This window comes from Trinickia sp., from assembly GCF_051954495.1.
Classification (GTDB): Bacteria; Pseudomonadota; Gammaproteobacteria; order Burkholderiales; family Burkholderiaceae; genus Trinickia.
Map to the genome: position 1 here is coordinate 115,148 of NZ_JBQCHR010000032.1, position 21,322 is coordinate 136,469.

Annotated in this window: 16 protein-coding genes; 13 read left to right on the forward strand and 3 right to left on the reverse strand. The window is 63.4% G+C overall.

Features of this window, described 5'->3' with window-relative positions; all coding sequences use genetic code 11:
* The 5 genes from ACTHNR_RS04820 to ACTHNR_RS04840 all read left to right on the forward strand — a co-directional run bounded on the left by ACTHNR_RS04820 (nt 1) and on the right by ACTHNR_RS04840 (nt 8,186).
* The gene (locus ACTHNR_RS04820; RefSeq protein WP_440546377.1) at nt 1-1,572 is read left to right on the forward strand and encodes an ABC transporter substrate-binding protein; all 1,572 of its coding nucleotides are present in this window, start codon (nt 1-3) and stop codon (nt 1,570-1,572) included.
* A 7-nt stretch (nt 1,573-1,579) separates the two neighbouring features.
* On the forward strand, nt 1,580-3,088 hold the full coding sequence (gene argH / locus ACTHNR_RS04825) for an argininosuccinate lyase (protein WP_440546378.1): 1,509 nt from the start codon (nt 1,580-1,582) through the stop codon (nt 3,086-3,088).
* A gap of 11 nt (nt 3,089-3,099) precedes the next feature.
* Nucleotides 3,100-4,947 (forward strand): dipeptide ABC transporter ATP-binding protein, encoded by a 1,848-nt coding sequence (locus ACTHNR_RS04830; protein WP_440546380.1) that lies wholly within the window; start codon nt 3,100-3,102, stop codon nt 4,945-4,947.
* A 214-nt stretch (nt 4,948-5,161) separates the two neighbouring features.
* On the forward strand, nt 5,162-6,334 hold the full coding sequence (locus tag ACTHNR_RS04835; protein ID WP_440546381.1) for a porin: 1,173 nt from the start codon (nt 5,162-5,164) through the stop codon (nt 6,332-6,334).
* Nucleotides 6,335-6,371: 37 nt separating this feature from the next.
* Entirely contained in the window at nt 6,372-8,186 is a 1,815-nt protein-coding gene (locus tag ACTHNR_RS04840; RefSeq protein WP_440546382.1) for a methyl-accepting chemotaxis protein, read from the forward strand.
* Nucleotides 8,187-8,242: 56 nt separating this feature from the next.
* On the opposite strand, the gene ACTHNR_RS04845 is transcribed toward ACTHNR_RS04840, so the two are convergent.
* Nucleotides 8,243-9,178, reverse strand: coding sequence for a LysR family transcriptional regulator (locus ACTHNR_RS04845; protein ID WP_440546383.1), 936 nt, complete (start codon nt 9,176-9,178; stop codon nt 8,243-8,245).
* Nucleotides 9,179-9,330: 152 nt separating this feature from the next.
* Between ACTHNR_RS04845 and ACTHNR_RS04850 the strand changes: the two genes are divergently transcribed.
* Both ACTHNR_RS04850 and ACTHNR_RS04855 read left to right on the forward strand, forming a co-directional pair.
* Nucleotides 9,331-10,629 (forward strand): 3-isopropylmalate dehydratase large subunit, encoded by a 1,299-nt coding sequence (locus tag ACTHNR_RS04850; RefSeq protein WP_440546384.1) that lies wholly within the window; start codon nt 9,331-9,333, stop codon nt 10,627-10,629.
* Nucleotides 10,630-10,638: 9 nt separating this feature from the next.
* Entirely contained in the window at nt 10,639-11,202 is a 564-nt protein-coding gene (locus ACTHNR_RS04855) for a LeuD/DmdB family oxidoreductase small subunit (protein WP_440546385.1), read from the forward strand.
* Nucleotides 11,203-11,309: 107 nt separating this feature from the next.
* Here ACTHNR_RS04855 and ACTHNR_RS04860 read toward each other — a convergent pair whose 3' ends face one another.
* A complete protein-coding gene (locus ACTHNR_RS04860; protein WP_440546386.1) occupies nt 11,310-12,734 on the reverse strand; it encodes a TolC family outer membrane protein in 1,425 nt (474 codons plus the stop codon).
* A 280-nt stretch (nt 12,735-13,014) separates the two neighbouring features.
* Between ACTHNR_RS04860 and ACTHNR_RS04865 the strand changes: the two genes are divergently transcribed.
* The 6 genes from ACTHNR_RS04865 to ACTHNR_RS04890 are packed head-to-tail and all read left to right on the forward strand — an operon-like array spanning nt 13,015 to nt 19,849.
* Nucleotides 13,015-13,509: a YbhB/YbcL family Raf kinase inhibitor-like protein gene (locus ACTHNR_RS04865; RefSeq protein WP_440546427.1), complete on the forward strand. Its 495-nt coding sequence runs from the start codon at nt 13,015-13,017 to the stop codon at nt 13,507-13,509.
* 30 nt (nt 13,510-13,539) lie between these two features.
* The gene (locus ACTHNR_RS04870; protein WP_440546387.1) at nt 13,540-14,799 is read left to right on the forward strand and encodes an HlyD family secretion protein; all 1,260 of its coding nucleotides are present in this window, start codon (nt 13,540-13,542) and stop codon (nt 14,797-14,799) included.
* A gap of 35 nt (nt 14,800-14,834) precedes the next feature.
* On the forward strand, nt 14,835-15,428 hold the full coding sequence (locus ACTHNR_RS04875) for an L-threonylcarbamoyladenylate synthase (RefSeq protein WP_440546388.1): 594 nt from the start codon (nt 14,835-14,837) through the stop codon (nt 15,426-15,428).
* 37 nt (nt 15,429-15,465) lie between these two features.
* A complete protein-coding gene (locus ACTHNR_RS04880) occupies nt 15,466-16,707 on the forward strand; it encodes an MFS transporter (RefSeq protein WP_440546389.1) in 1,242 nt (413 codons plus the stop codon).
* 39 nt (nt 16,708-16,746) lie between these two features.
* On the forward strand, nt 16,747-17,844 hold the full coding sequence (locus tag ACTHNR_RS04885) for an esterase (protein WP_440546390.1): 1,098 nt from the start codon (nt 16,747-16,749) through the stop codon (nt 17,842-17,844).
* A gap of 49 nt (nt 17,845-17,893) precedes the next feature.
* Complete coding sequence (locus ACTHNR_RS04890; protein ID WP_440546391.1) at nt 17,894-19,849, forward strand: aconitase family protein; 1,956 nt, start codon at nt 17,894-17,896, stop codon at nt 19,847-19,849.
* A gap of 75 nt (nt 19,850-19,924) precedes the next feature.
* Here ACTHNR_RS04890 and ACTHNR_RS04895 read toward each other — a convergent pair whose 3' ends face one another.
* Nucleotides 19,925-21,301 carry an MFS transporter gene (locus tag ACTHNR_RS04895; protein WP_440546393.1) on the reverse strand — a complete coding sequence of 459 codons (1,377 nt, stop codon included), beginning with the start codon at nt 21,299-21,301 and terminating at the stop codon, nt 19,925-19,927.
* Nucleotides 21,302-21,322 lie beyond the last annotated feature (21 nt).

The following is a 21,322-nucleotide window of genomic DNA, read 5'->3' on the forward strand; positions in this document are numbered from 1 at the left end:
ATGAACCCGCAGTGCATTGGACGGCCGCGCGACTTCGTCCGTCGAGCCCTGATTGTCGCGGCATTGAGCCTAGCGGCGATTCGTTCGGCACAAGCGTCGGGCACGCTCACCTATGTGCAAGGCACCGGTCTGGACACACTCGACCCGGCCGTTACGCGCAGTACGACGGCGCAAATCGTCATTGCCCACCTTTTCGATCGCCTCGTCGCCTGGAACGGGCCGGACATGAAGAAGATCGTGCCCGATCTCGCACAGTCCTGGTCGACGTCGCCCGACGGCAGGACATGGACATTCAAGCTGCGCAGCAATGTCACTTTTCAGGACGGCACGGCATTGGATGCGCAGGCAGTGAAATTCAATCTCGATCGCGTTCGTGATCCGAAACTGGGTTCGCCCAATCGGTCCTACTATGCCGCGATTGAATCGGTCACGACACCGTCGAATCTCGTCGTGCAAATCACGACGAAGCATCCGTCGCCGACGCTGCTGGAAATTCTAGCGGAGCAGTGGTCCGCGATCAGCAGCCCCGCCGCGATACGCAAATACGGACGCGCATACGGACATCATCCGGTCGGGACGGGGCCCTACGAGTTCGTGAGCTGGGTGCCCAGCGACCGCGCCGTTATCAGGCGCAACCCAGGGTACTACGGCGTTCCTTCCGAGCCGGAGACGCTCGTATTCCGGCCTGTTCCCGAGGACTGGGCGCGCGTGATCGAAGTGAAGACCGGAAACGCCGATGTCGCGGGCGATCTGTCTCCTGAATCCGCATCGCAGCTGCAGCGCGATAGCGAGGTCGTCCTGGTCGAGGCGCCGAGTTCTTTCCAAGTCTTTTTCGAATTGAACGTCGCCAAGCCTCCGTTCGACGATGTGCGCATGCGACGCGCCGTGGACCTGGCCATCGATAGGCAAGCCATTGTCGACAAAGTGTTGATGGGCTACGGCAAGGTGCCGAGCGGTCCATTCCCGGCCGGTGTGCAGGGCAGGCGGGTATTTCAACCGATTCGGTTCGATCCGGAGGCGGCCCGCAAGCTCATCAAGGAAGCGTATCCGCACGGCTATCCGGGGACGATCGTCATCTGGACGTCGTCGGGCCGCTATACGAAGGACCGTGAGGTTGCCGAGGTCGTCCAAGGCTATCTGAACGCGGTAGGGCTGAAGACGGAGTTCAAGGTGTGGGAATGGGCCTCGTATCAGAAGACCTTGTACCGTCCCAACCCCGGAAACGGCACGGGAAAGGGTTCGGACGACGCAAACATGTGGTTGCTCGGGACAGGGATCACGAATGCCGACATCCGGCTCAGACGCAAGCTTTCTTCCGGAGATCCGTCGAACCTCACGGGCTATAGCAATCCCGAGGTCGACCGCTTGCTCAAGCAGGCTTCGACTGAAATGGACTACGACCGGCGTATGAGCGACTACGCGGCGATCGAGCGCATCGTTTGGGAGGAAGCGCCCAACGCGATCCCGCTGTTCGACGAAGTGCAGTTGTTCGGAATGCGAAAGAACGTGCGAGGCGTGGCCGTCTACGACGATGGGACCGTCGACTTCAACCGCGCGAAACTGAACCATTGAAAAACCGATGAATACACAAGCCATGGAAAACGAAATGCTGTTGACCGAAGCGCGGTTGAGCGCGCCGGCGGCCGAGCGCCTGGTCCGATACCACGATATCCCGGCGCTCGAACGCGAGAAGTGTCAGTTCAACGAGTTCGTCGCCGTCGACCTTGCGCATACGTCGATGCTCGTCGAAGAAGGAATCATCGGAAGGGCGGCCGGCCGTGCGATCCTTCGCCAACTGCTGCAGTTGAAGACCATGCGGCCGGACGACTTTCCGACGGACGTCCGAAAGGGCAGCTTCCTTCTGCAGGTCGAGTCGTATCTACTCGGCGCGATCGGCGAGGATTTCGCGGGCCGGATGCACACGGGGCGCAGCCGCATCGACCAGGGCGCCACGGTGCGGCGTCTGTACGAGCGCAACCGAATGCTGGATGTGATGGACCGCCTCAACACTTTTCGTTCGGCGATTGTCGATCAGGCCGTACGACATGCCCGAACGATCATGCCCGGCTACACGCATATGCAGCATGCGCAGCCGTGGGTATTCGGCCACTATCTCCTTAGCTTCAGCACGCGGCTGCACGACAGCTTCGACCGGCTCGCGCAAGCGTATGCCCGCGTGAACCGCAACCCGCTCGGCGCCGTCGGGCTGGCCGGTACGTCATGGCCGCTCAATCGCGCCCGCACGACTGCCTTGTTGGGCTTCGACGCCATCCTCGAGAACTCGAAGCTCGGCCGCGAGGCATGGTATGCGGCCGATGCGATAGGCGCACTCTCGTTCGTCATGGCCGATCTCAACGATCTCGCAACGGACCTTCACTTGTGGTCCAGCACCGAGTTCGGGCTCGTCGAGAGCGACGACAGCTACTGCGGCACGAGCAGCATCTTTCCTCAGAAGAAGAATCCGGCCGCGCTCGAAACCATCAAGAAGGCAGCCGGCGAAGCCGTGACTTGGTTGGCGACGGCCCTGGCGACGTTCCGTTGCGAAGGCACCGGCGATCAAGCCATGCGCGATCTGCCGCTTATCCACAGCGCGTTGGAGACCACCGAAGGCATGCTGGATCTGTTCGCCGGAGTGATGGAAACATTGATCGTGCATGACGACCGCATGTCGGCGTCGCTGGCGGGAAGCTGGTGTACGGCCAGCAATCTTGCGGACGTCATCGTGCGAGAGCGGGGCTTGCCGTTCCGACAAGTTCACCACATCGTGGCGCGAGTGGTCAGAAATAGTTTGAGCGCTGGCATCGGGCCCAAGGAGGTGACGGGCGAGGCGCTCGATCAAGCGGCGCTCGAGACCGTGGGGACGGTGTTGGGGTTGAGCGACAGGCTTGTTCGAGAGGCGCTCGACCCGCGTCGGTTCGTCGAAACGCGCGTGACGTCCGGAAGCGTTTGTCCCGCCGAGGTGGATCGGTTGTCGAGGCTCGCGCAAGCCGAGCGGGCGGCGGACTGCCAGTGGGTCGAATCGGCGCGGCGCAGAATCGCGCTCGCACAGGCGGAGCTCGACCGCGCGACTGCGCGAATTGCGGCATGACGGAGCCCGGCATGAACGAGAATTCGGTTGTCCGCGTGCGGAACCTGAGCGTGGCCTTTGACGGCGATCGCAACGCGCCGCCGCTCGTGCGCGACGTATCTTTTGAATTGGAGCGCGGGCGGACCCTCGCAATCGTGGGCGAATCGGGCTCCGGAAAATCGGTCACGTCGCTGGCGTTGATGCGGCTGATCGAACTCGGCGGCGGGCGCATCGTGTCGGGCGACGTTGAACTGCGTACGAGAACACATGGCGTGGTCGATATGGTTCGCGCGCCGCAGGCGCTACTGCGCCGGTTGCGCGGATCGGCGGTGGCGATGATCTTTCAGGAGCCGATGACATCGCTGAACCCGGTGTTCAAAGTGGGCGCGCAGATCGTGGAATCGATCCGATTGCATCGATGCGTCGATCGCCGGACCGCCCAAGCGCAGGCGCTACGGATGCTCGACCTCGTGCGCATCCCCGATGCGCGCCAAGTGATGGGCCGCTATCCGCATCAGCTGTCCGGGGGGATGCGGCAGCGGGTGATGATTGCCATGGCGCTCGTCTGCGAGCCCACGCTCTTGATCGCGGACGAACCGACGACGGCACTCGATGTAACGGTGCAAGCGCAAATTCTGCAGATCGTCCGCTCGTTGCAAGACGATCTGGACATGGGCGTCATCTTCATCACGCATGACATGGGGGTGGTGGCGCAAGTGGCCGACGACGTTTTGGTGATGCGCAAGGGCGATACGGTGGAGCGCGGGCCTACCGCCGAAGTGTTTTACGCGCCTCGGCATGCTTATACGCGCGCGCTGTTGGCTGCGGTGCCGCGGCTAGGTGCGATGAGCGGAACCGATCTCCCCGCTCGATTTCCGCTCGCCGAATGCGAGGATGGACAGTCGGAGGCCAGACCGGGGCCGCAATCGGTCGCGCCCAACTATGCGAGTTCCCCTCTGTTGCGGGTTCGGGGGCTCGTCAGCCGCTACGATTTGCGCGGGGGCGTACTGGGGAAGGTGCAACACCGCGTGCATGCGGTGGAGAAGGTCGACTTCGACGTCTTCGCGGGCGAGACGCTCGCGCTGGTGGGCGAGTCGGGCTGCGGAAAGTCCACGACCGCGCGGGCCGTGGCCGGGCTGCTCGAGGTTCAAGGCGGGACGATCGAGTTCGAAGGCCGGGACATCCGGGAGCTGCGTGGCGCGGCGCGCAAGGCGTTGAAGCGCGATATCCAGATGGTCTTCCAAGACCCGTACGCGTCGCTCGATCCTCGGCGAAACATCGAGGACACCTTGCTGGAGCCGCTGGTCGTGCACGGGATCGCCAACGGGGGAGCCGCGCGCAACCGAGTAGGGGCGCTGCTTGAGCGCGTCGGGCTATCGGCGGGCCATGCTCGACGATACCCGCACGAGTTTTCAGGGGGACAACGTCAGCGCATTTGCATCGCGCGGGCGCTTGCCTTGTCGCCGAAGCTCGTCGTGGCCGACGAATCGGTGTCGGCGCTCGACGTATCGATCCAAGCTCAAATCGTCAATCTGATGCAGGAGCTGCAACGGGACCTAGGGATCGCCTTTCTGTTCATTTCGCACGATCTGGCCGTCGTCGAGCGCTTGAGTCATCGCGTGGCGGTCATGTATCAAGGACGCATCGTCGAACTCGGGAGCCGGCGTCAAGTATTCGAAACGCCCAGCCATCCGTATACGAAAAGGCTGTTGGCGGCGGTGCCGCTCGCCGATCCGGGGAAACGTAAGCCAATTGAAGCACCCATGATCGACGAGATGCCGAGCCGAGTGCGCGGCGTGGACTACCAGCCGGTGGAGGTCGTCATGCGCTCGGTGGCTCCGGGGCATTTTGTGGCCGACGCCGAAGCCACGTTCGCGTGATACGGCACGCCGCGCCCCACCGTATAACTCCTCGGAATGACCCACGCGAATAACGGACTTTGACAGCGAAATTTGCGCGCCCTATCTTGGGCCGCGAATCGAACGGGTGTCGCATTACCCGTTCGCTTAGTACTACTAATAAAAAGACAGGCGTGTGGCGCCGGTCGATCTGCAACTCCAATTCACAAAACCCTTTCGGTTAGGAGACATCTTGATGAGAAGTCGGTTGGCTTTGATCGCGGCGTTGAGCGCCGCTTCGTGCGGGGCGTACGCTCAAAGTAACGTGACCTTGTACGGCATTTTGGACGAGGGCCTCGGGTTCGTCTCGAACTCGGGCGGCAAACATTTGTACAGCATGTCGAGCGGAAACATGCAGGGCAATCGTTGGGGCCTGCGCGGCACGGAAGATCTCGGCGGAAATCTTAAAGCGATCTTCGTTATCGAGAACGGCTTCGATCCGAGTACGGGCAAGCTGGGCCAAGGCGGCCTTGAGTTCGGGCGGCAGGCCTATGTCGGCCTGTCGGGCGACTTTGGCGCCGTCACCCTCGGTCGCCAGTACGACTCTGTGGTCGATTACGTCGGCCGCCTCGAATTCGGCGATCAGTTCGGCGGAAGCATCACCGCTCATACCGGCGATATCGACAACTTCAACAACAGTTATCGCGTCAATAACGCGATCAAATTCAAAAGCGCAAGCTATCGCGGTCTAACGTTTGGCGGGCTGTACAGTTTGGGCGGAATCGCCGGTCAACCGGGGCGCAACCAGATCTACTCGCTGGGCGCGGGCTACACGAACGGCCCGCTCACGCTGGGCGTCGGCTATTTGAACGTGCGCAATCCGAACGTTAGCTTTTTTGGAAACAGTACGGCGGGGACCGTGTCGGCGACGACCTCGAACGTGACCTCTCCGGTCTACGCGGGCTACGGCTCGGCGAACACGTATCAGGTCATCGGCGCCGGCGGTTCGTACCAACTGGGCGCGGCAACGATCGGCGCAACGTATTCGAACATTAAATTTGCATCGCTCGGCTCGTCGTATGCATCGCCCTTCGCTGGGCAAACGGCAACGTTCAACAACGGCGAGGTAAGCCTGCTGTATCGAGCCACGCCGGCGCTGTTGCTCGGAACCGCATACGACTATACGCGCGGCGGCCAGCTCCAAGGCCGCTCGGCCGCGCAGTATCACCAGGCGTCCGTGGGGATCGACTACTTCCTTTCCAAACGTACGGATCTCTATGCCGTTGGGGTATATCAGCGCGCCCTGGGCGATACGTTGTCGACATCCGGTACGACAATCGTGCCCGCGGTCGCATCGATCAGCGGTTTGACCGCATCGGCGAATCGAAATCAGCTGGCGGTGCGCGTCGGCATTCGTTCGAAGTTCTAAGCGAAAGACGGCCAACGTTGCCCTGTCAGGACTTCCCATGCTTGCATCGATACGAACCAGAATACTCGCTACTTGCGTGGCGATCGTCATGGCGGCGTTGGCCATTACCGGTGTCATTAACTACTTCGTGGCTCGCGCGTACAACGAAAGGAGCATCGACCAAAATTTGGCGGCGGTGTCGGCGGGGCAGGCACGCGCCATCAGCGATTGGTTAGCGGCGAAATCGGCCATCATGTCGTCGGTGAGCTCGGCTCAACTCGACGGCGACCCTGCGGTGTTTCTTCCACAAATGAAGCAGAGCGGAAATTTCGCGGCGTTCTACGTGGGGTTTCCCGATAAGCGACTGCTTTCGAGTTCCAGGTTAGGAAAAACAGTCCCGTTGCCGACGACCGATCCGACCACGCGCCCGTTCTATCAACGGGCACTCGAAGCGGGTAAGCTCTCGCTGACTCGGCCGTACTTGACCGAACTCTCGCGTAGGCTCGTCATTACGTTTTCGAGGCCGATCTTCGAGAATGGCGCGTTGAAATGCGTGATCGCGGCTGACGTGCCGTTGGATGTGATCAGCGCGACCGTCAATGAGATTCATCCCACGCCGGCCAGTTTCGCTTTCGTCGTCGACGACCGAGGCGTGATCATCGCTCACCCCGACGCAGGACTGAATTTGAAGAGCGTCGCCGCATTGTCGCCGTCCCTGACAACCGAGGCGATCGATCGTCTTTCCGATGGGGCGAAGCCGATGGCGATCGAGATCGGGGGAGCTCGAAAACTGGTCCAGGTGCGAGCAATCGACGGGACGGGATGGCGACTCGTCATTGCGCTCGACGAATCCGAAGCAATGGCGGGTCTGCATGCGCTGGCGGCGACGGAGTGGTCGAGCCTGGTGATCGTGGCCTCTATCGCGGCCCTGTTGATCGCGGCGCTGACTGCGCGGCCGTTCAAGCGGCTCTCCCAAGTGCGCGACGCCATGCAGCAGATCGGGTCCGGCAACGGTGCGCCGTCGGTGCGCCTGCCGGCGACCGGCAATGACGAAGTGGCGGCAATCGCGCGGTCGTTCAATTTGTTCGTGGACAAGATGAACGTGGTGCTCGTGCAAATCCGCGACAGCAGTGGGGCAGTGAAGGACGTTGCCGGCGAAATTGCGGGCGGGACGCAGAATCTCTCGGCGCGGACGGAGTATGCGGCGTCGTCGCTGCAGCAAACGGCCGCCTCCATGCAGGAAATCTATGGCACGGTGATGCAATCGGCCGAGTTGGCGACCCAGGCCAGCGCGCTTGCCGAGGCCGCGTCTCACGTGGCGATGCGTGGCGGCGCCGCTGTCGACGAGGTGGTCTTGACCATGGAAGCGATCTCCGAATCGTCGAAGCGCATCGTCGATATCGTCGGCATGATCGAGGGCATCGCTTCGCAAACCAACATCTTGGCGCTCAATGCGGCCGTCGAAGCCGCCCGGGCTGGCGCGCAAGGGAGAGGGTTCGCGGTCGTGGCGGCGGAGGTTCGCTCTCTGGCGCAGCGCTGCACGCAAGCGGCCAAGGAAATCAAGCAATTAATCCATGACGCGGCGAGCAAGGTGACGTCCGGCGCGCGGCTCGCGTCGGGCGCGGGCGCGACGATGCACGAGATGGTCGACAGCGTTCAGCGCGTCACGGCGATCATCGATCAAATCACCGCAGCCACCGGCGAACAAAGCACGGGCATTGGACAGGTGAACCAAGCGGTCGCGCAACTCGACGAAGTGACGCAGCAAAACGCGACCCTCGTCGAAGCGCATTCGGCGGCCGCGCAGCATCTCGAGGCGCAGTCGGTTCGTTTGACCGTCGCCGTAGCGAGCTTGCAGTTGGCGGAACAGTAGCGTGGGACGCGACAGCCAGTCGTGGCGATGAAAGCCCCGCGGCATCGGCTGCATCGCTAATCCCCATCCGCCTCACCACACCCCCCGAACATATCCGTATCCTTCGCAAAATCCCGCGCGAGTTCCTGCACGAACATCCTCACGCGCGGCGACAAATACCGATCGTCGCGATAGGCCGCATAAGCGACGCGCGTCTCCGAACTCCAGCTCGGCAGCAACTGCTGCAACTGTCCCGCCGCCGTGGCTTCGCGCGCGACGTAGCGCGGCAGATACGCGATACCGATGCCTTCGATCGCCGCATTGAGCAGCGCGACGCTGTTGTTCGAGCGCAGCACGCAGCGCACGCGCGTTTCCAGCTGCCGCTTGCCGTGACAAAACTGAAGCGCGGTCGTATGCGCGGGCCCGCCGAACAGCAGGAACCCATGCCGGCTCAGATCCTCGGGACGCTGCACCGGCGGATTCGACGCGATATACGCCGGCGACGCATAGATACCCCAATGAATCGCCGCGAGCCGCTGCACCGTGGCCTGCTCGGGCTTGTCGCGGCTGATGACGATGGCCACATCGACGTTCTGCTCGTTCAGATCGACGACGCGATCGGTCAGCTCGAGATCGACCTGCACATGGATGTTGTTGGCGATGAAACGACACAGCGCCGGCAGCACGGCGCGATTGCCGAACGTCATCGGCGCCACCACGCGCAGGTTGCCGATAGGCTCTTCGTGATACTGCCGCACGAAGGCATCGGCGCCGCGCACCTCGGCCAAGAGCCGCGCACAGTACTCGTAGTAGGTGCGGCCGATTTCAGTCACCTCGATCTTGCGCGTGGTGCGCTTGAGCAGCGTCACGCCCAGCCCCGTCTCGAGCCGGTTGATTTCCTTGCTGACCGCCGATTTCGACAACCCGAGCAGCTTCGCCGCCTCGGTGTAGCTCATGGTGTCGACGATTTTCGCGAAGATCGCCATCGACGAGAGTTGATCGAGTTGTTTCACTTCGTTTCCCCATAGAAACAAACGAGCAGAATATAAACGATTTGTTCTGATTTGTGGGGTGTCGTGTTAATTTGGCTCAATGCGGTCCACACGCGGTCGAAGTGGGCCCCCGTTTCGAAGACAACGCCCACAGACAAGGAAGGAGCAAACGAATGGGACAGACCTTGAGCCAGAAGGTATTGGCGAAAGCCAGCGGACGCAGCCGCGTGACGCCGGGCGAGGTGATCTGGGCGAAGGTGGACGTGCTGATGTCTCACGATCCTTGTTCGCCGGGCGTGATCAGCATCTTCAAGAAGGAGTTCGGCGCCGACGCGCGCGTGTGGGATCCCACGCGTTTCGTGATGATTCCCGATCACTTCATCTATACGGCCGACGTGCTCGCCAATCAGAACGTGCGCGTAATGCGCGAGTTCGCGCGCGAGCAGCAGATCAAGTACTTCTACGACGTGGGCACGCCGCGCTACAAGGGCGTCTGCCATATCGGCCTGGCCGAAGGCGGGCACAACCGTCCGGGCGAGGTGTTGCTCGGCACCGATTCGCATACCGTCACCTCGGGTGCGTTCGGTACGTTCTCGGTCGGCCTCGGCATTACGGATGCGGCGTTCGCGCTCGGCACGGGCGAGATTCCGCTCAAGGTGCCTTCGACCATTCGCGTGAACTTTCACGGCGAATTGCCGCCGCACGTGCTCGCGAAGGATCTCATTCTCGCCGTGCTCGGCGAATTGACGATCGACGGCGCGACCTATCAAGCGATCGAATTCGGCGGCGCGGTGGTCGATGCGCTTTCGGTCGAGGAACGCATGACCCTGTGCAACATGGTGGTCGAGTGCGGCGCGAAGAACGGCATCATGGTGCCCAACCAGGCGACGATCGACTACCTCGCCACGCGCACCGACATCCCCTACGAGGTGATGACGCCCGACGCCGACGCGGAATATGTGCGCGTGCTCGACATCGACGTGTCGAAGATGCAGCCGCTCGTCGCAAAGCCGCATTCGCCGGACAACGTCGACGGGGTCGATAGCGTGGCCGACACGCGCATCGAGCAGGCCTACATCGGTTCGTGCACGGGCGGCAAGCTCGAAGACTTTATCGCCGCGGCGAAGATTCTCAAAGGCCGCAAGGTGACGGTGCCGACGTTCGCCGTGCCGGCCACGAAGGACGTTTTTCACGGGATCGTAACGACCGAGGTCGACGGCGCATCGGTGTACTCGATCTTCACCGACGCCGGCGTCGCGCTGTCGTCGGAGCCGAGCTGCGCCGCATGCTGCGGCGGTCCCGCCGATACGTTCGGCCGCGTGAACGAGCCGATCTCGGTCGCGTCGACGACCAACCGCAACTTCGTCGGCCGCATGGGCAACAAGCGCGCCAACATCTATCTGGGCTCGCCCTACACCGTGGCCGCCGCCGCGGTCGCCGGCCGTCTCGTCAATCCCAACGTCTACTTGTGAGCTGATTTCATGAGCGCAAAGACCATTCGCGGCGTCGCCTACGTGCTCGGCGACAACATCGATACCGATCAGATTCTCACGGCCGAATACCTGAAGATCAACCCGTCCAGCCCGGAAGGCTATGCCCAGCTCGCGACGCTCGCGATGTGCGGCCTGCCCGAAGGTTCGCTGCCGTTCATCGATCCGGCGCTCGGCAAGTCGCCCTATACGATCGTCATCGCCGGACAGAATTTCGGCTGCGGCTCGTCGCGCGAGCATGCCGTCGTGACGCTCGGCGCGGCCGGCGTGCGCGCGGTCGTCGCGCAGTCGTATGCGCGGATCTTCTTCCGCAACTGTGTGTCGACAGGGCAATTGCTGCCGGTCGTCTCCAACGTGCGCCTGTGCGATCAGGTCAAGACCGGCGATATCGTAGAGATCGCGGTAGACGAACAGGTCGTGCGATGCGAAAACGGCGTGCCCGATGCGGCGATCGAGCCGGTGGGCGAGTTGGCGAACATCGTCGAAGCCGGCGGGTTGTTCGCTTACGCGCGTGCGGTAGGGAAGATTCCGGCGCGCGAGACGGCCGAGGCTTGAGCGGTCGTCGATCGTAGGCTTTGAACGCGGGCCGCTCAAGCGGCCCGTGCGCTTTTGCATTGCGGCGCGACAGGGTGACAGCTTTACATCGCTACAGCTTTACATCGTTACAGCGTGCCCTTTGCCTTCTTCGTCTCGCTCGCTTTCTCGTCCCGCTTCTCGCTCCCCTGCGGTTCGCGCAGCAGCGCGTTCACTTGCGCAAGCTCGTCTTCGTTCAACTGCCCGGCGATTCGCGCCAGCTCCAGGCGCTGAATCAGGTAGTCGTAGCGGGCGCGGCTCAACGCCGATTGCGACGCGTACTGCCGATCCTCGGCAATCACCACGTCGGTGCTGGTGCGATCGCCGATGTCATAGGCGGTGCGCGCCGATCCGGTGGACGTGCGGCTCGACGTCACCGCCGATTGCAGCGCATGAATGCGGTCCATCCCGTTGAGCAGCGCGAGATACTTCTGGCGCACGTCGAGCACGGCGTTTTCTCGGGCGTTCTGCAATGCGCTCGCCGCCTTGTCCTCGAGCGCGAGCGTTTCGCGCTTGCGGCTTTGCACCGCACCGCCCGTCGAGATCGGGATCGTGATCTGCACGCCCACCACCCACGAGTTGCCCGCGCCGCCCGTCACCCCGAGGCCGCTGCCGCTGTCGATCGAAGGGGCGTACATGTAGCGCGAGCTGGCCTGACTGCTGTGATTGAAATTCGCCACGAGGTCGACGGTCGGCAAACTGGCGGCGCGAGCCTGGCGCGTTTCCTTGCGCGCGATTTCGCTGTCGATTCGGCCGCTCGCTACGTCGAGGTTTTGCTGCTCGGCCAGCGAGATCCATTGATCGATGTCGGTCACGGGGGGCAGTTGCGCGCCGTCGGGCAGCGCGGCCAGCGCGTCGGCCGGATGACCCACGAGTTTGTTCAGCCGCGCGAGGCGGATCTGATAGTCCGATCTAGCGGACGCCTGATCGGCGCGGGCGAGGTCATGCGCCGCGCGGGCCTGGTCGACGTCGACCACCGTCTGTGTTCCCGCATCGAACGCAGCTTGAGCGTTTTTCAGCTGTTCATCGAGGGACGCCTCGTGAGCGTTCGTGAAGCGCAGCGTGTCCTGTGCTTCGAGTACGTCGAAATAGGCGCGCGCCACGTCGAGCATCAGGTCTTGCCGCGCTCTTTCGAAGGCGACGTCGCCGCGCGCGACCTTGAGTTTGCCGATGTCGAGATTCTCCCAGTCGCCCCAATGGAAAACCGGCAGCACGAGCGAGGCGGCGTAGCCGTTGCTCGTGTACTGCTGCGGACCAAGATCCGAGAAGCCGCGACCCCAGTTCGATGCGGTGCCGACCGCCGCTTGCACATGCGGCAGCAGCGCCGCGCGCGCCTGCGGCAGCGCCTCATCGCTCGCGCGCTGCTGTGCGCGAGCGGCGGCGAAGCCCGGATCGGAGCCTTGGGCGTCCTGCCATGCGCCGAGCAAATCGGTTGCCCCGGCCGTGCCGGCGAACAGGCTGGCGGCGATCAGTGCGATTTGCGTGAGCGTTGCCTTGGAGCTTCTTCTTGTCATGGATCCGGCATCCTCTGTAGCGCACGTGCGGCCTGCACGCGATGCCGAATGTAGCGCAGAAGGGCCGCCCCAAAAGCGCTTCGGCGCGTTGACTCCATCGGCGTACAGTTGTTCTCCGGTGGAAACAATAATGAGATATCGAAAGCATTGTCCATGAATCAAGGGTCGCCATGCTATCGTCCTTTCCCATGTAGCAACACAGCGGGCCGCGTCAAATAGCGTGCTTTGGGCTATGGCCGCGGCTGGGTCACGAACACGATCGAACGAACGGGAAATGCGCATGGCCACCTTCACGCTGACGTCGCCGGAATTCACCGACCAGGGCGAACTCTCCAAAGCACACGAGTACAACGATTTCGGCGGCAACGGGGCGAACCGCTCGCCAGAGCTGGCGTGGAGCGGTGCGCCGGAAGGCACGCGCAGCTTCGCAGTCACGCTCTACGATCCGGATGCGCCCACGGGCAGCGGCTTTTGGCATTGGGTCGTCTTCGATATCTCGCCCGACACGCACGCGCTGCAACGCAACGCCGGCGTGGTCGGCGGCGCCGAACTGCCGGCCGGTGCGATCCAAAGCGCGAACGATTACGGCTTTCAAGGCTTCGGCGGCGCATGCCCTCCGCCTGGAGCGGGCGCGCATCGCTATGTGTTCACGGTGCACGCGCTGTCGGTCGACAAGCTCGGCGTCGATGCGGCGACGCCCAATGCCATCTCGCGGTTTCTGATTCACGCGCACAGCATCGGCAGCGCAACGCTCACGGCGCGCTACGAGCGCTGATCGCATTCGACGCCACGGGGGCCAACGAGCGTGAACGGGGAGACCAGAGCGATGCTGCGCGAGAAGTTGGCGACGGTGCGCGCGGACACGATGCGCACCGATTGGAAGCGGGCGGCGCCCGTCATCGTCGGCATTGTCGTGGTGGTGCTCGGCGCGTGGTTGTGGCTCAAGCGCCCCACGAGCAAGCAGGCGTTCGTCAATGCGAGCGTGATCGTACTGCGCGCGCCGATCGCGGGGACGCTGTCGTTCGCATCGGGCGTGAATGTGGGCGATGCCGTCAAGAACGGACAGGTGCTCGGCCAGGTATCGGGCGATTTGTCGAACCCGCGAGTGTCCGAACTGCGCATCCTCGAGCAGCAGCTGAAAGTGCAAAGCGCGGATCTCGCTCAGCGCGGGCAGAGCCTGGATTTGCGCATCGCCGATCGCGAGCGGCAACAAGCGCTTTATCGCGGCGAAAGCCGCGACCAGCAATCGCTTCAGTCGCGCTATGCCGGCGCGCAAATTCAACAGGCGCACGCGGAGCAGGCTCGGCTCGATGCGCTTTCGGCGCTGGCCGAATCCGATATGCGCCGTGCTTCGACGCTGTTCGAAAAGGGCTATTTGAGCCGCGCCGGCTACGAGCGCAGTCTCGCCACGGCGCGCGCGAATCTCGCGCAAGCCGATGCGCAACGCGCGCTCGTCGATCAGACCAAGGTGAGCTACGCGGCAGCCCGTGCGGGCCTGCAACTCGATGGGCCGCGGGCCTTGAGCGAACCCGAGCAGCGCAATCGTCAGTTGGAGCTCGAACTCGTCGATCTGAAGCAGCAGCGCGCGGAAACGACGACGCTCGGCGCGGCAACGCAGCAGGAACTCGCACGCGTCGAAGCCGAACTCGAGCACCAACGGTTGGCGAGCGTCGCGTCCGATAGACAAAGCGTCGTGTGGTCGCTCGACGCCCAGAGCGGCGAAGCGCTCACCGCCGGCTCGCCGATCATGCAGTTGATCGACTGCAACGACGTTTGGGTGGACGCGTTCTTCGACGAATCGGACGTGCGCGATCTCAAGGTCGGCGCGCACGCCCAAGTTCGGCTCTCGCAGGATTCGCGCCGCTGGACCGGCGTGATCGAAACCATCCGCTCGGGCACGGGACGCGTGACCGTAGGCCAATACGTGGCCGCCCCGCCGCCCGAGATCGCGCGCCGGCAGTTGCCGGTGAAAGTGGTCACCGTGCGCGTGCGCGTGGACTGGAAAGGTGCGCTTCAGCCGGGGCAGTACTGCTTCGCTGGGCGCAGTGTGGAAGTGACCATCTGACGACCGCCGTCAAAACACAGGAAGGAGACATGCCCATGCAGCCGATCGAACACGCCGCGGCCATTCTCGAAGACGGAGGCGTGCTGATGGTGCCGACCGACACGAACTATGCGTTCGCCGCCGACCCGTGGAATGTAGAGGCCTGCGCGCGCCTCTACGAAATCAAGAAGCGCGACGTGAAGAAGCCGCTCACGTTGTTCGTTTCCCGCCCCGAGGATGTCTGGCTGTACGCCCAAGTGCCGCTCGATCAAGCCGAAGCGGTGAATTTGCTGATGGCGCGCCACTGGCCGGGGCCGCTCAATTTCGTCTTGCGCAAATCCGCCGATGCGCCGAACCATCCATACCTCAAGGAAGATTCGATCTCGGTGGTGTGCAACCGCAATCCGGTGTTGAATGCGCTGATCGACCGGTTCGGGCGGCCGCTCGCGATGACGTCCGCGAACATGTCGGGCGTCGAGCACGATTGCTTGATCGACTACGAACTCGCGAGCCGCACGTTTCCCGATGCCGTGGACTACATCGTGCCGCCTGGCGGCGTGAAGCCGCAGACGACGCGCTCCAGCACGATCGTCTCGCTGCTCGACGGGACGATGAAGGTGTTGCGCCAAGGCGATGTCGTGCTGGCTTAGCGCCGGCGATACGCCGGCCTAGCGCGAGCAGCACGCGATGAGCCTCTCCGCCGCCGCCACGGACGCAGCGCAGGACACGGACCGCAACGTCCGCTTGTTCGTGCTGTATCGCGTGGTGTCGCGGCTGTACTTTCATTTGCCCGTGTTGTTCTTGCACCTGTATCTGGTCGAGCTCGGTTTGTATCGCGTGATCGCTTTGTTGGCGATTTACGGCCTCGTGACGACCGTGACGGCGAGCTTGGGCGGCAAGCTGCTGACGAAGCTCTCGGAAAAGCAGGTGGTGGCCGTGGGCGAGACGATGAAGGCCTGCGGGATCGTGCTCCTGCTTGCCGGCACGCGGCTTGCCGATGTCGACATGCATTTGCTCGTGTTGTCGCAAATCATCGGCGGCACGGGTTTCAGCATCGCGCTGTCGACCGATTCGAGCTTGCTGCGCTCGCTCGCGAGCGCGGGAGGCGACAGTACGTTGTTCATGCGGGCGCAGACGCGCTCGCAAAGCCAGATGTTCATCGCCACGCTCGTGGCCGGCACGAGCGGCAGCATCTTGTTCGACTATCAGCCGTTCTGGCCGTTCTACGCTTCGCTGCTGGCGAGCGTCAGCTCGACCGTCCTCGTCATGATGATTCGCGAACCGGCCGCCGCGCGCAGTGCGCCCGGCGCCACGGCGAAGGCGTTGTCGATCGATTCGGGGCAGCGGTTTTGGATGGGCTTTTATTCGCTGTCGCGCGCGTTTACGCTCGCGCCGTTCGTGGGTTTTCTGCCGTTCTACTTCATCATGGTCAACGTCGATCCGCTTTTGTTCGGCGCGGTGCTCGGGTTGTTCACCCTTTCGGCGTTCGCGACGTCGCTGGCGGTCAACGGCTTCATCAAGCGCTTCGGCGTGCGCGTGCTGATGGTCGCCACGCTGTGCTGCATGTTCGGCGCGATGCTCGTGCTCGGGTGCAGCGAATGGCTCGCGGGGCAGGGCGTCGATTACTTCGTTTCCGGGCTCATCGGCATTACGCTGCTTGGGCTCGGATCGGGCGGCGTGCGGCCGGCGACGATGGCTAATCTCGACCTGTCGGCGCTTGGGCCGCTCGAGCGTGTCGCGCTGTTCTCGCGCATGGAGCGCAACTTCGGCATCGCCAACGGCGCATTGCTCGCGCTGGGCGCCTACCTGCTGGCTAACGAAGGATTCCAAGTGCTGATGATGTCGTTGGGCGTGCTCTACCTGCTGGCGTTGGGCGCGCTCTTCTTCGTCAACCGTCCGGCCAACGCGTCTTCCGAGCCGGCGCAGTAAGCCGTGGCGAGTACACCATCCATTCCGAAAGGGGAAGCCATGAAACCGCGCTTGCGCATACGTTGGGTCGGCATGCTGATCACTGCCTGCGCGCTGCTGACCGGCGTGTATGCGCAAGCGGCGGATGCCACGGCCGAGCAGACAGGCGGTGCGAGCCGCGATGGCCTCGACGTCGCGTCGATGGGCAGCTTCTACATCGGCGGTCATCAAGTCGAACTGTCTGGCTTACCTACGCGAACCATCGTGTTTTCGCCGGGGGAGAAACCAACCAAGGTGAACCCCAACGGCACGTTCGAAGCTGGGCAGATGTACGTTCAGTACGTCAAGTTGGAACATCCGCGCGAGCGCTGGCCGGTGTTGCTCTGGCATGGCGGCGGCCTCACGGGTGCGACTTGGGAGAGCACGCCCGACGGTCGTCCCGGCTGGCAGATGTTTTTCCTCAAGGCGGGCTATGACGTCTATGTCAGCGATGCGGTGGAGCGGGGCCGGGCGTCGTGGGCGCGCTACCCGGAGATCTATCGAACGGAGCCGTTCTTTCGCTCCAAGCGCGAGGCGTGGCAGCTCTTTCGCATCGGCCCGAGCTACGGCGACGAAGGCTCCGAGCGCAAGGCATTTCCCGGGTCGAAGTTTCCGCTCGACGCGTTCGACGATTTCAGCAAACAGTTCGTGCCGCGCTGGGCGACGAACGATGCTTGGACGCAGGCCGCCTACGATGCGCTCGTGCAGCGCGTGTGCCCTTGTGTCGTGATCGCGCACAGCCAAGGAGCGAACTTCGCGTTTACGGCCGCGCTTCATGCGCCCGACAAGATCAAGGCGATCGTCGCGCTCGAGCCGACCGGCGCCCCTGAAAACGCGCCGGATCTATCGACGATCAAGCACATCCCCCAGCTATTCGTCTGGGGCGACAACCTCGACAGTTCGCCGTTCTGGCGTGGCCTGATCGAGGCGCCGCTGCAGTATCGGCAAGCGGCGATCAAGGCGGGCGGCACGGTGGACATGCTCTCGCTGCCCGAGCACGGGATACACGGCAATTCGCACATGCTGATGCTGGACCGTAATTCGGACGAGGTCGCCGCGCTGGTTTCCGCGTGGCTGACCAAAAAGCTCGATGCGCAACCGGTTGCCAAAGCGCCTTAGCGCCCGGTGCACTGTCATATATCGATGAAGCTGCTTGAAAGGAGATGTCGTGGAAGATTCGTTTCGTTTGACCGGCCGCGTGTTGTATTTGTCCGATGCCCCCGCGCTGATCGATGCTCAGCTTGCCGGGCAAAACCTCACGCGCGCGAATGCGGGGGCGCTGCGCGACAACGTTTCCACCGACGAGATCACGCCTGTCACCGTGATGCTCACCTATGACGAGCGCTTGGGCGAATTCCCGTATGTCGGCTTCAAGGCCGGCGACCGTCGTCCGATCGGCAATCACGCCGTGCGTAACGGAGGCTTCCAAGTGACGGTGGCCGGCAAGCGCTACGGCAAGGGTTCCTCTCGCGAATCGGCGCCGCTGGCGGAGTTGTCGGCGGGCATTGGGCTCATCGTGGCGGAGAGTTTCGAGCGCATCTATCAGCAAAATTGCGACAACATCGGGATCCTCACCACCACGGATTTTTCGATTCTCGATCGGCTGCTCGCCGGCGAATCCGTCCCCATCGAGGCATTCCTCGCGGGACGCGATGCGCTGACGCAAAAGATCATTCGCAGCGGCGGGCTGCTGGCCTACAGCAAATCCGCTCAGTGGCCGGACAAGGACGCACGCAACGCGGCGCGCGCGTCGCGCAAGGGCGATGATGCACCGCGCACGCTCGTCGAGAAAATTCTCGAGCGGCACGTGCATCCGGCGATGGCGGACGCTTCGCGCGGCGAGGGTGTGTTCGTCGCCGCGGATTGGCGCTTCAGCCACGACTATTTCACCGGCATGTGCGCGCACCTGATGCACCGGGCATTCGGCAAGCCGGCGCCGCTCGTCGAGCCCGATCATATCGTCGCGTTTCAAGACCATCTGGTGCTGGCCGAGCAGAGCATCCCGCACGTGCGCGACGGCTTGCTGCCCGGCGTCGCCAACCTCACGCGCGGCCACACCGACTTTTCGCGCGATTATCCGGTGCGCTCGCACGGCGCGCTGCCTGGCGAGCCGGGTTCGGAGGGCATCTGCCATTCGCTGATGACGGAGCGCTATGCGTTGCCGGGGCAGGTCGTGGCGGGTACCGATTCGCACACGCCGCATTCGGGCGCGCTCGGCTGCCTCGCATTCGGCGCGGGGGCGACCGAGATGGCGAACAGCTGGGTGACGGGCTACGTGCGCTGCACCGTGCCGCAAACGCTGCGTATCGAAGTGAGCGGCAGCCTTCGCCCCGGCGTGACCGCGAAGGACATCGTGCTTCACCTGTTGAAGATGGATGAAATCCGTTCGGGCAGCGCGATTGGCCTCGTTTTCGAATACGGCGGCTCCGCCGTGCGTGCGCTCTCGATCGACGAGCGCGCGACGCTGACGAACATGATCGCGGAACTGGGCGGCTTCACGGGCATCGTGGAGCCTGACGAGAAGACGGTCGCATTCTTAAGGGAGCGGCGCGGCGTGGATTTCGTGATCGAGCCGTGGATGAAGAGCGACGCGGGCGCAGCGTACCGCGACGTCATTCGCATCGACGCCGACCGGCTCGAACCTATGCTTGCGCGGCCGGGCGATCCGGGCAACGGCGTGGCGGCCAGCGAATTGGGTGGCGACGTGGCGGTCAATCTGGCCTACGGCGGTTCCTGCACGGCCGGCAAGCGCGCGGATTTCGACTTTTATCACGAGGTCCTGCAGTGGGGGCTCGAACGCGGCTTGAAGGTCGCGGCGGGCACGCGCTTGTTCCTCCAGTTCGGCACGCAGGATGTGCGGCGCTATTGCGACGAACGGGGCTATCTGCCGACGTTCGAGCAGGCCGGCGTCACGCTCGTGATGCCGGGGTGCGGCTCTTGCGCGAATTGCGGCCCAGGACAGTCCGCATCGGAGCGCGACGTGACGATCAGCGCGATCAACCGCAATTTCCCGGGGCGCTCGGGCCCGGGCAACGTCTGGCTCGCGAGCCCTTACACCGGGGCCGCCAGCGCGCTGGCCGGGCGGATCACCACGTTCGATGCGCTGCAGGCAGTGCACGCTTGATCGTTTGATCGCTCGTTTGCTGCATCTCGGAAGGCCGCCTGTCGTATGAAAGGCGGCCTTCGATTTCAACGTTGCTCAGCGCGTTTCCGCCAAATCCGTCGCCACCGGGGGGACGCCGGCAACCGGCCCCGACGTTTCAGCGCGGAATCCCCGCACCACGATCAGCGCGCCCACCGCCAGCGCGCTCGATAGGAGATAGAGCGCGGGCGTTGTGCTGTGCGTCGTGTCCTTGAGAAACCCGACGATGGACGGACCGACGAAGCCTGCCACCTGTCCCACCGAATTGATCAATGCGATCCCCGCAGCGCCGGGGCTGCGCTTGGGCACGCTGCCGACATACGGCCAGAACATCGCGAGCCCCGTCAGCGTCCCCGCGGTCGCGAGCGTGAGGCCCGCGATCGCGCCGGCCACGTTGCCGTTCGCGTTCGCGGCGATCAACAGCCCCGCGAATCCCGTCAGCAACGGCAGGCCGAGATGGAGACGCCGTTCTCGCTGCGCGTCCGACGACTTGCCGACGACCACCATCGCAATGGCCGAGAACAAGTACGGCACCGCGCTGATCCAGCCGATCACGCCCAGATCGGTAAAACCGAGCGAGCGCACGATGGAGGGCAGCCAAAAGTTCAGCGCGTAGACGCCCATCTGAATGAAAAAGTATGCGACGCCTAGCGTCAGCACCGTCGAGTTGAGCAGCGCGAGTTTCAACTGCGAGACACCGCGCGTGGAGGTCGGCGCGGCGCTCGCGCTGTTTTCCTCGGCGAGTTCGGCCGCGAGCAGGCGCTTCTCGGTCTCGTTCAGCCAGCGCGCCGTCCTCGGCTCGTCCTTCAGCAAGGCTAGCAGGACAAAACCTAGAAGAATGGTTGGCGCACCCTGTAGAAGGTAGAGCCACTGCCATCCGGCCATGCCGCCGGGCGCGGACGCGAATTGTTTGAGCATCCAGCCCGAAAGCGGTCCGCCGAGCAGCCCGGAGATGGGGATCGAAACCATGAAGAGCGACATCACTTCTCCGCGCCGCTTCGCCGGATACCACTGCGCGAAATACATGACGATGCTCGGAAAGAAGCCGGCCTCGGCGACGCCCGTCAAGAAGCGCAGCACGTAGAACGATTCAGGTGTCCTAACGAACAGCAACGAGGCCGACAGCGCGCCCCAGATCATCATCAGGATGGCCATCCATTGGCGTGGTCGAAGTTTGCGCAACGCGAGGCTGCTCGGCACGCCGGCGATCACGTAGCCGACGAAGAAAATGCCCGCGCCGAGGCCGAACGCCGTTTCGCTCATTTTCAGATCGTCGAGCATTTGAAGCTTGGCGAAGCCTACGTTGATGCGGTCGAGGTAATTGCACAGGTAACAGATGAACAGCAAGGGAAGGGTGCGCGCCATGGTCGAGCGATAGGCGCGGGCGAGTGTCTGCGCCTCGCCCGATGAGTGGCGATTCGATACGGTACTCATGTCGATCTCCTTGAAGGAGTG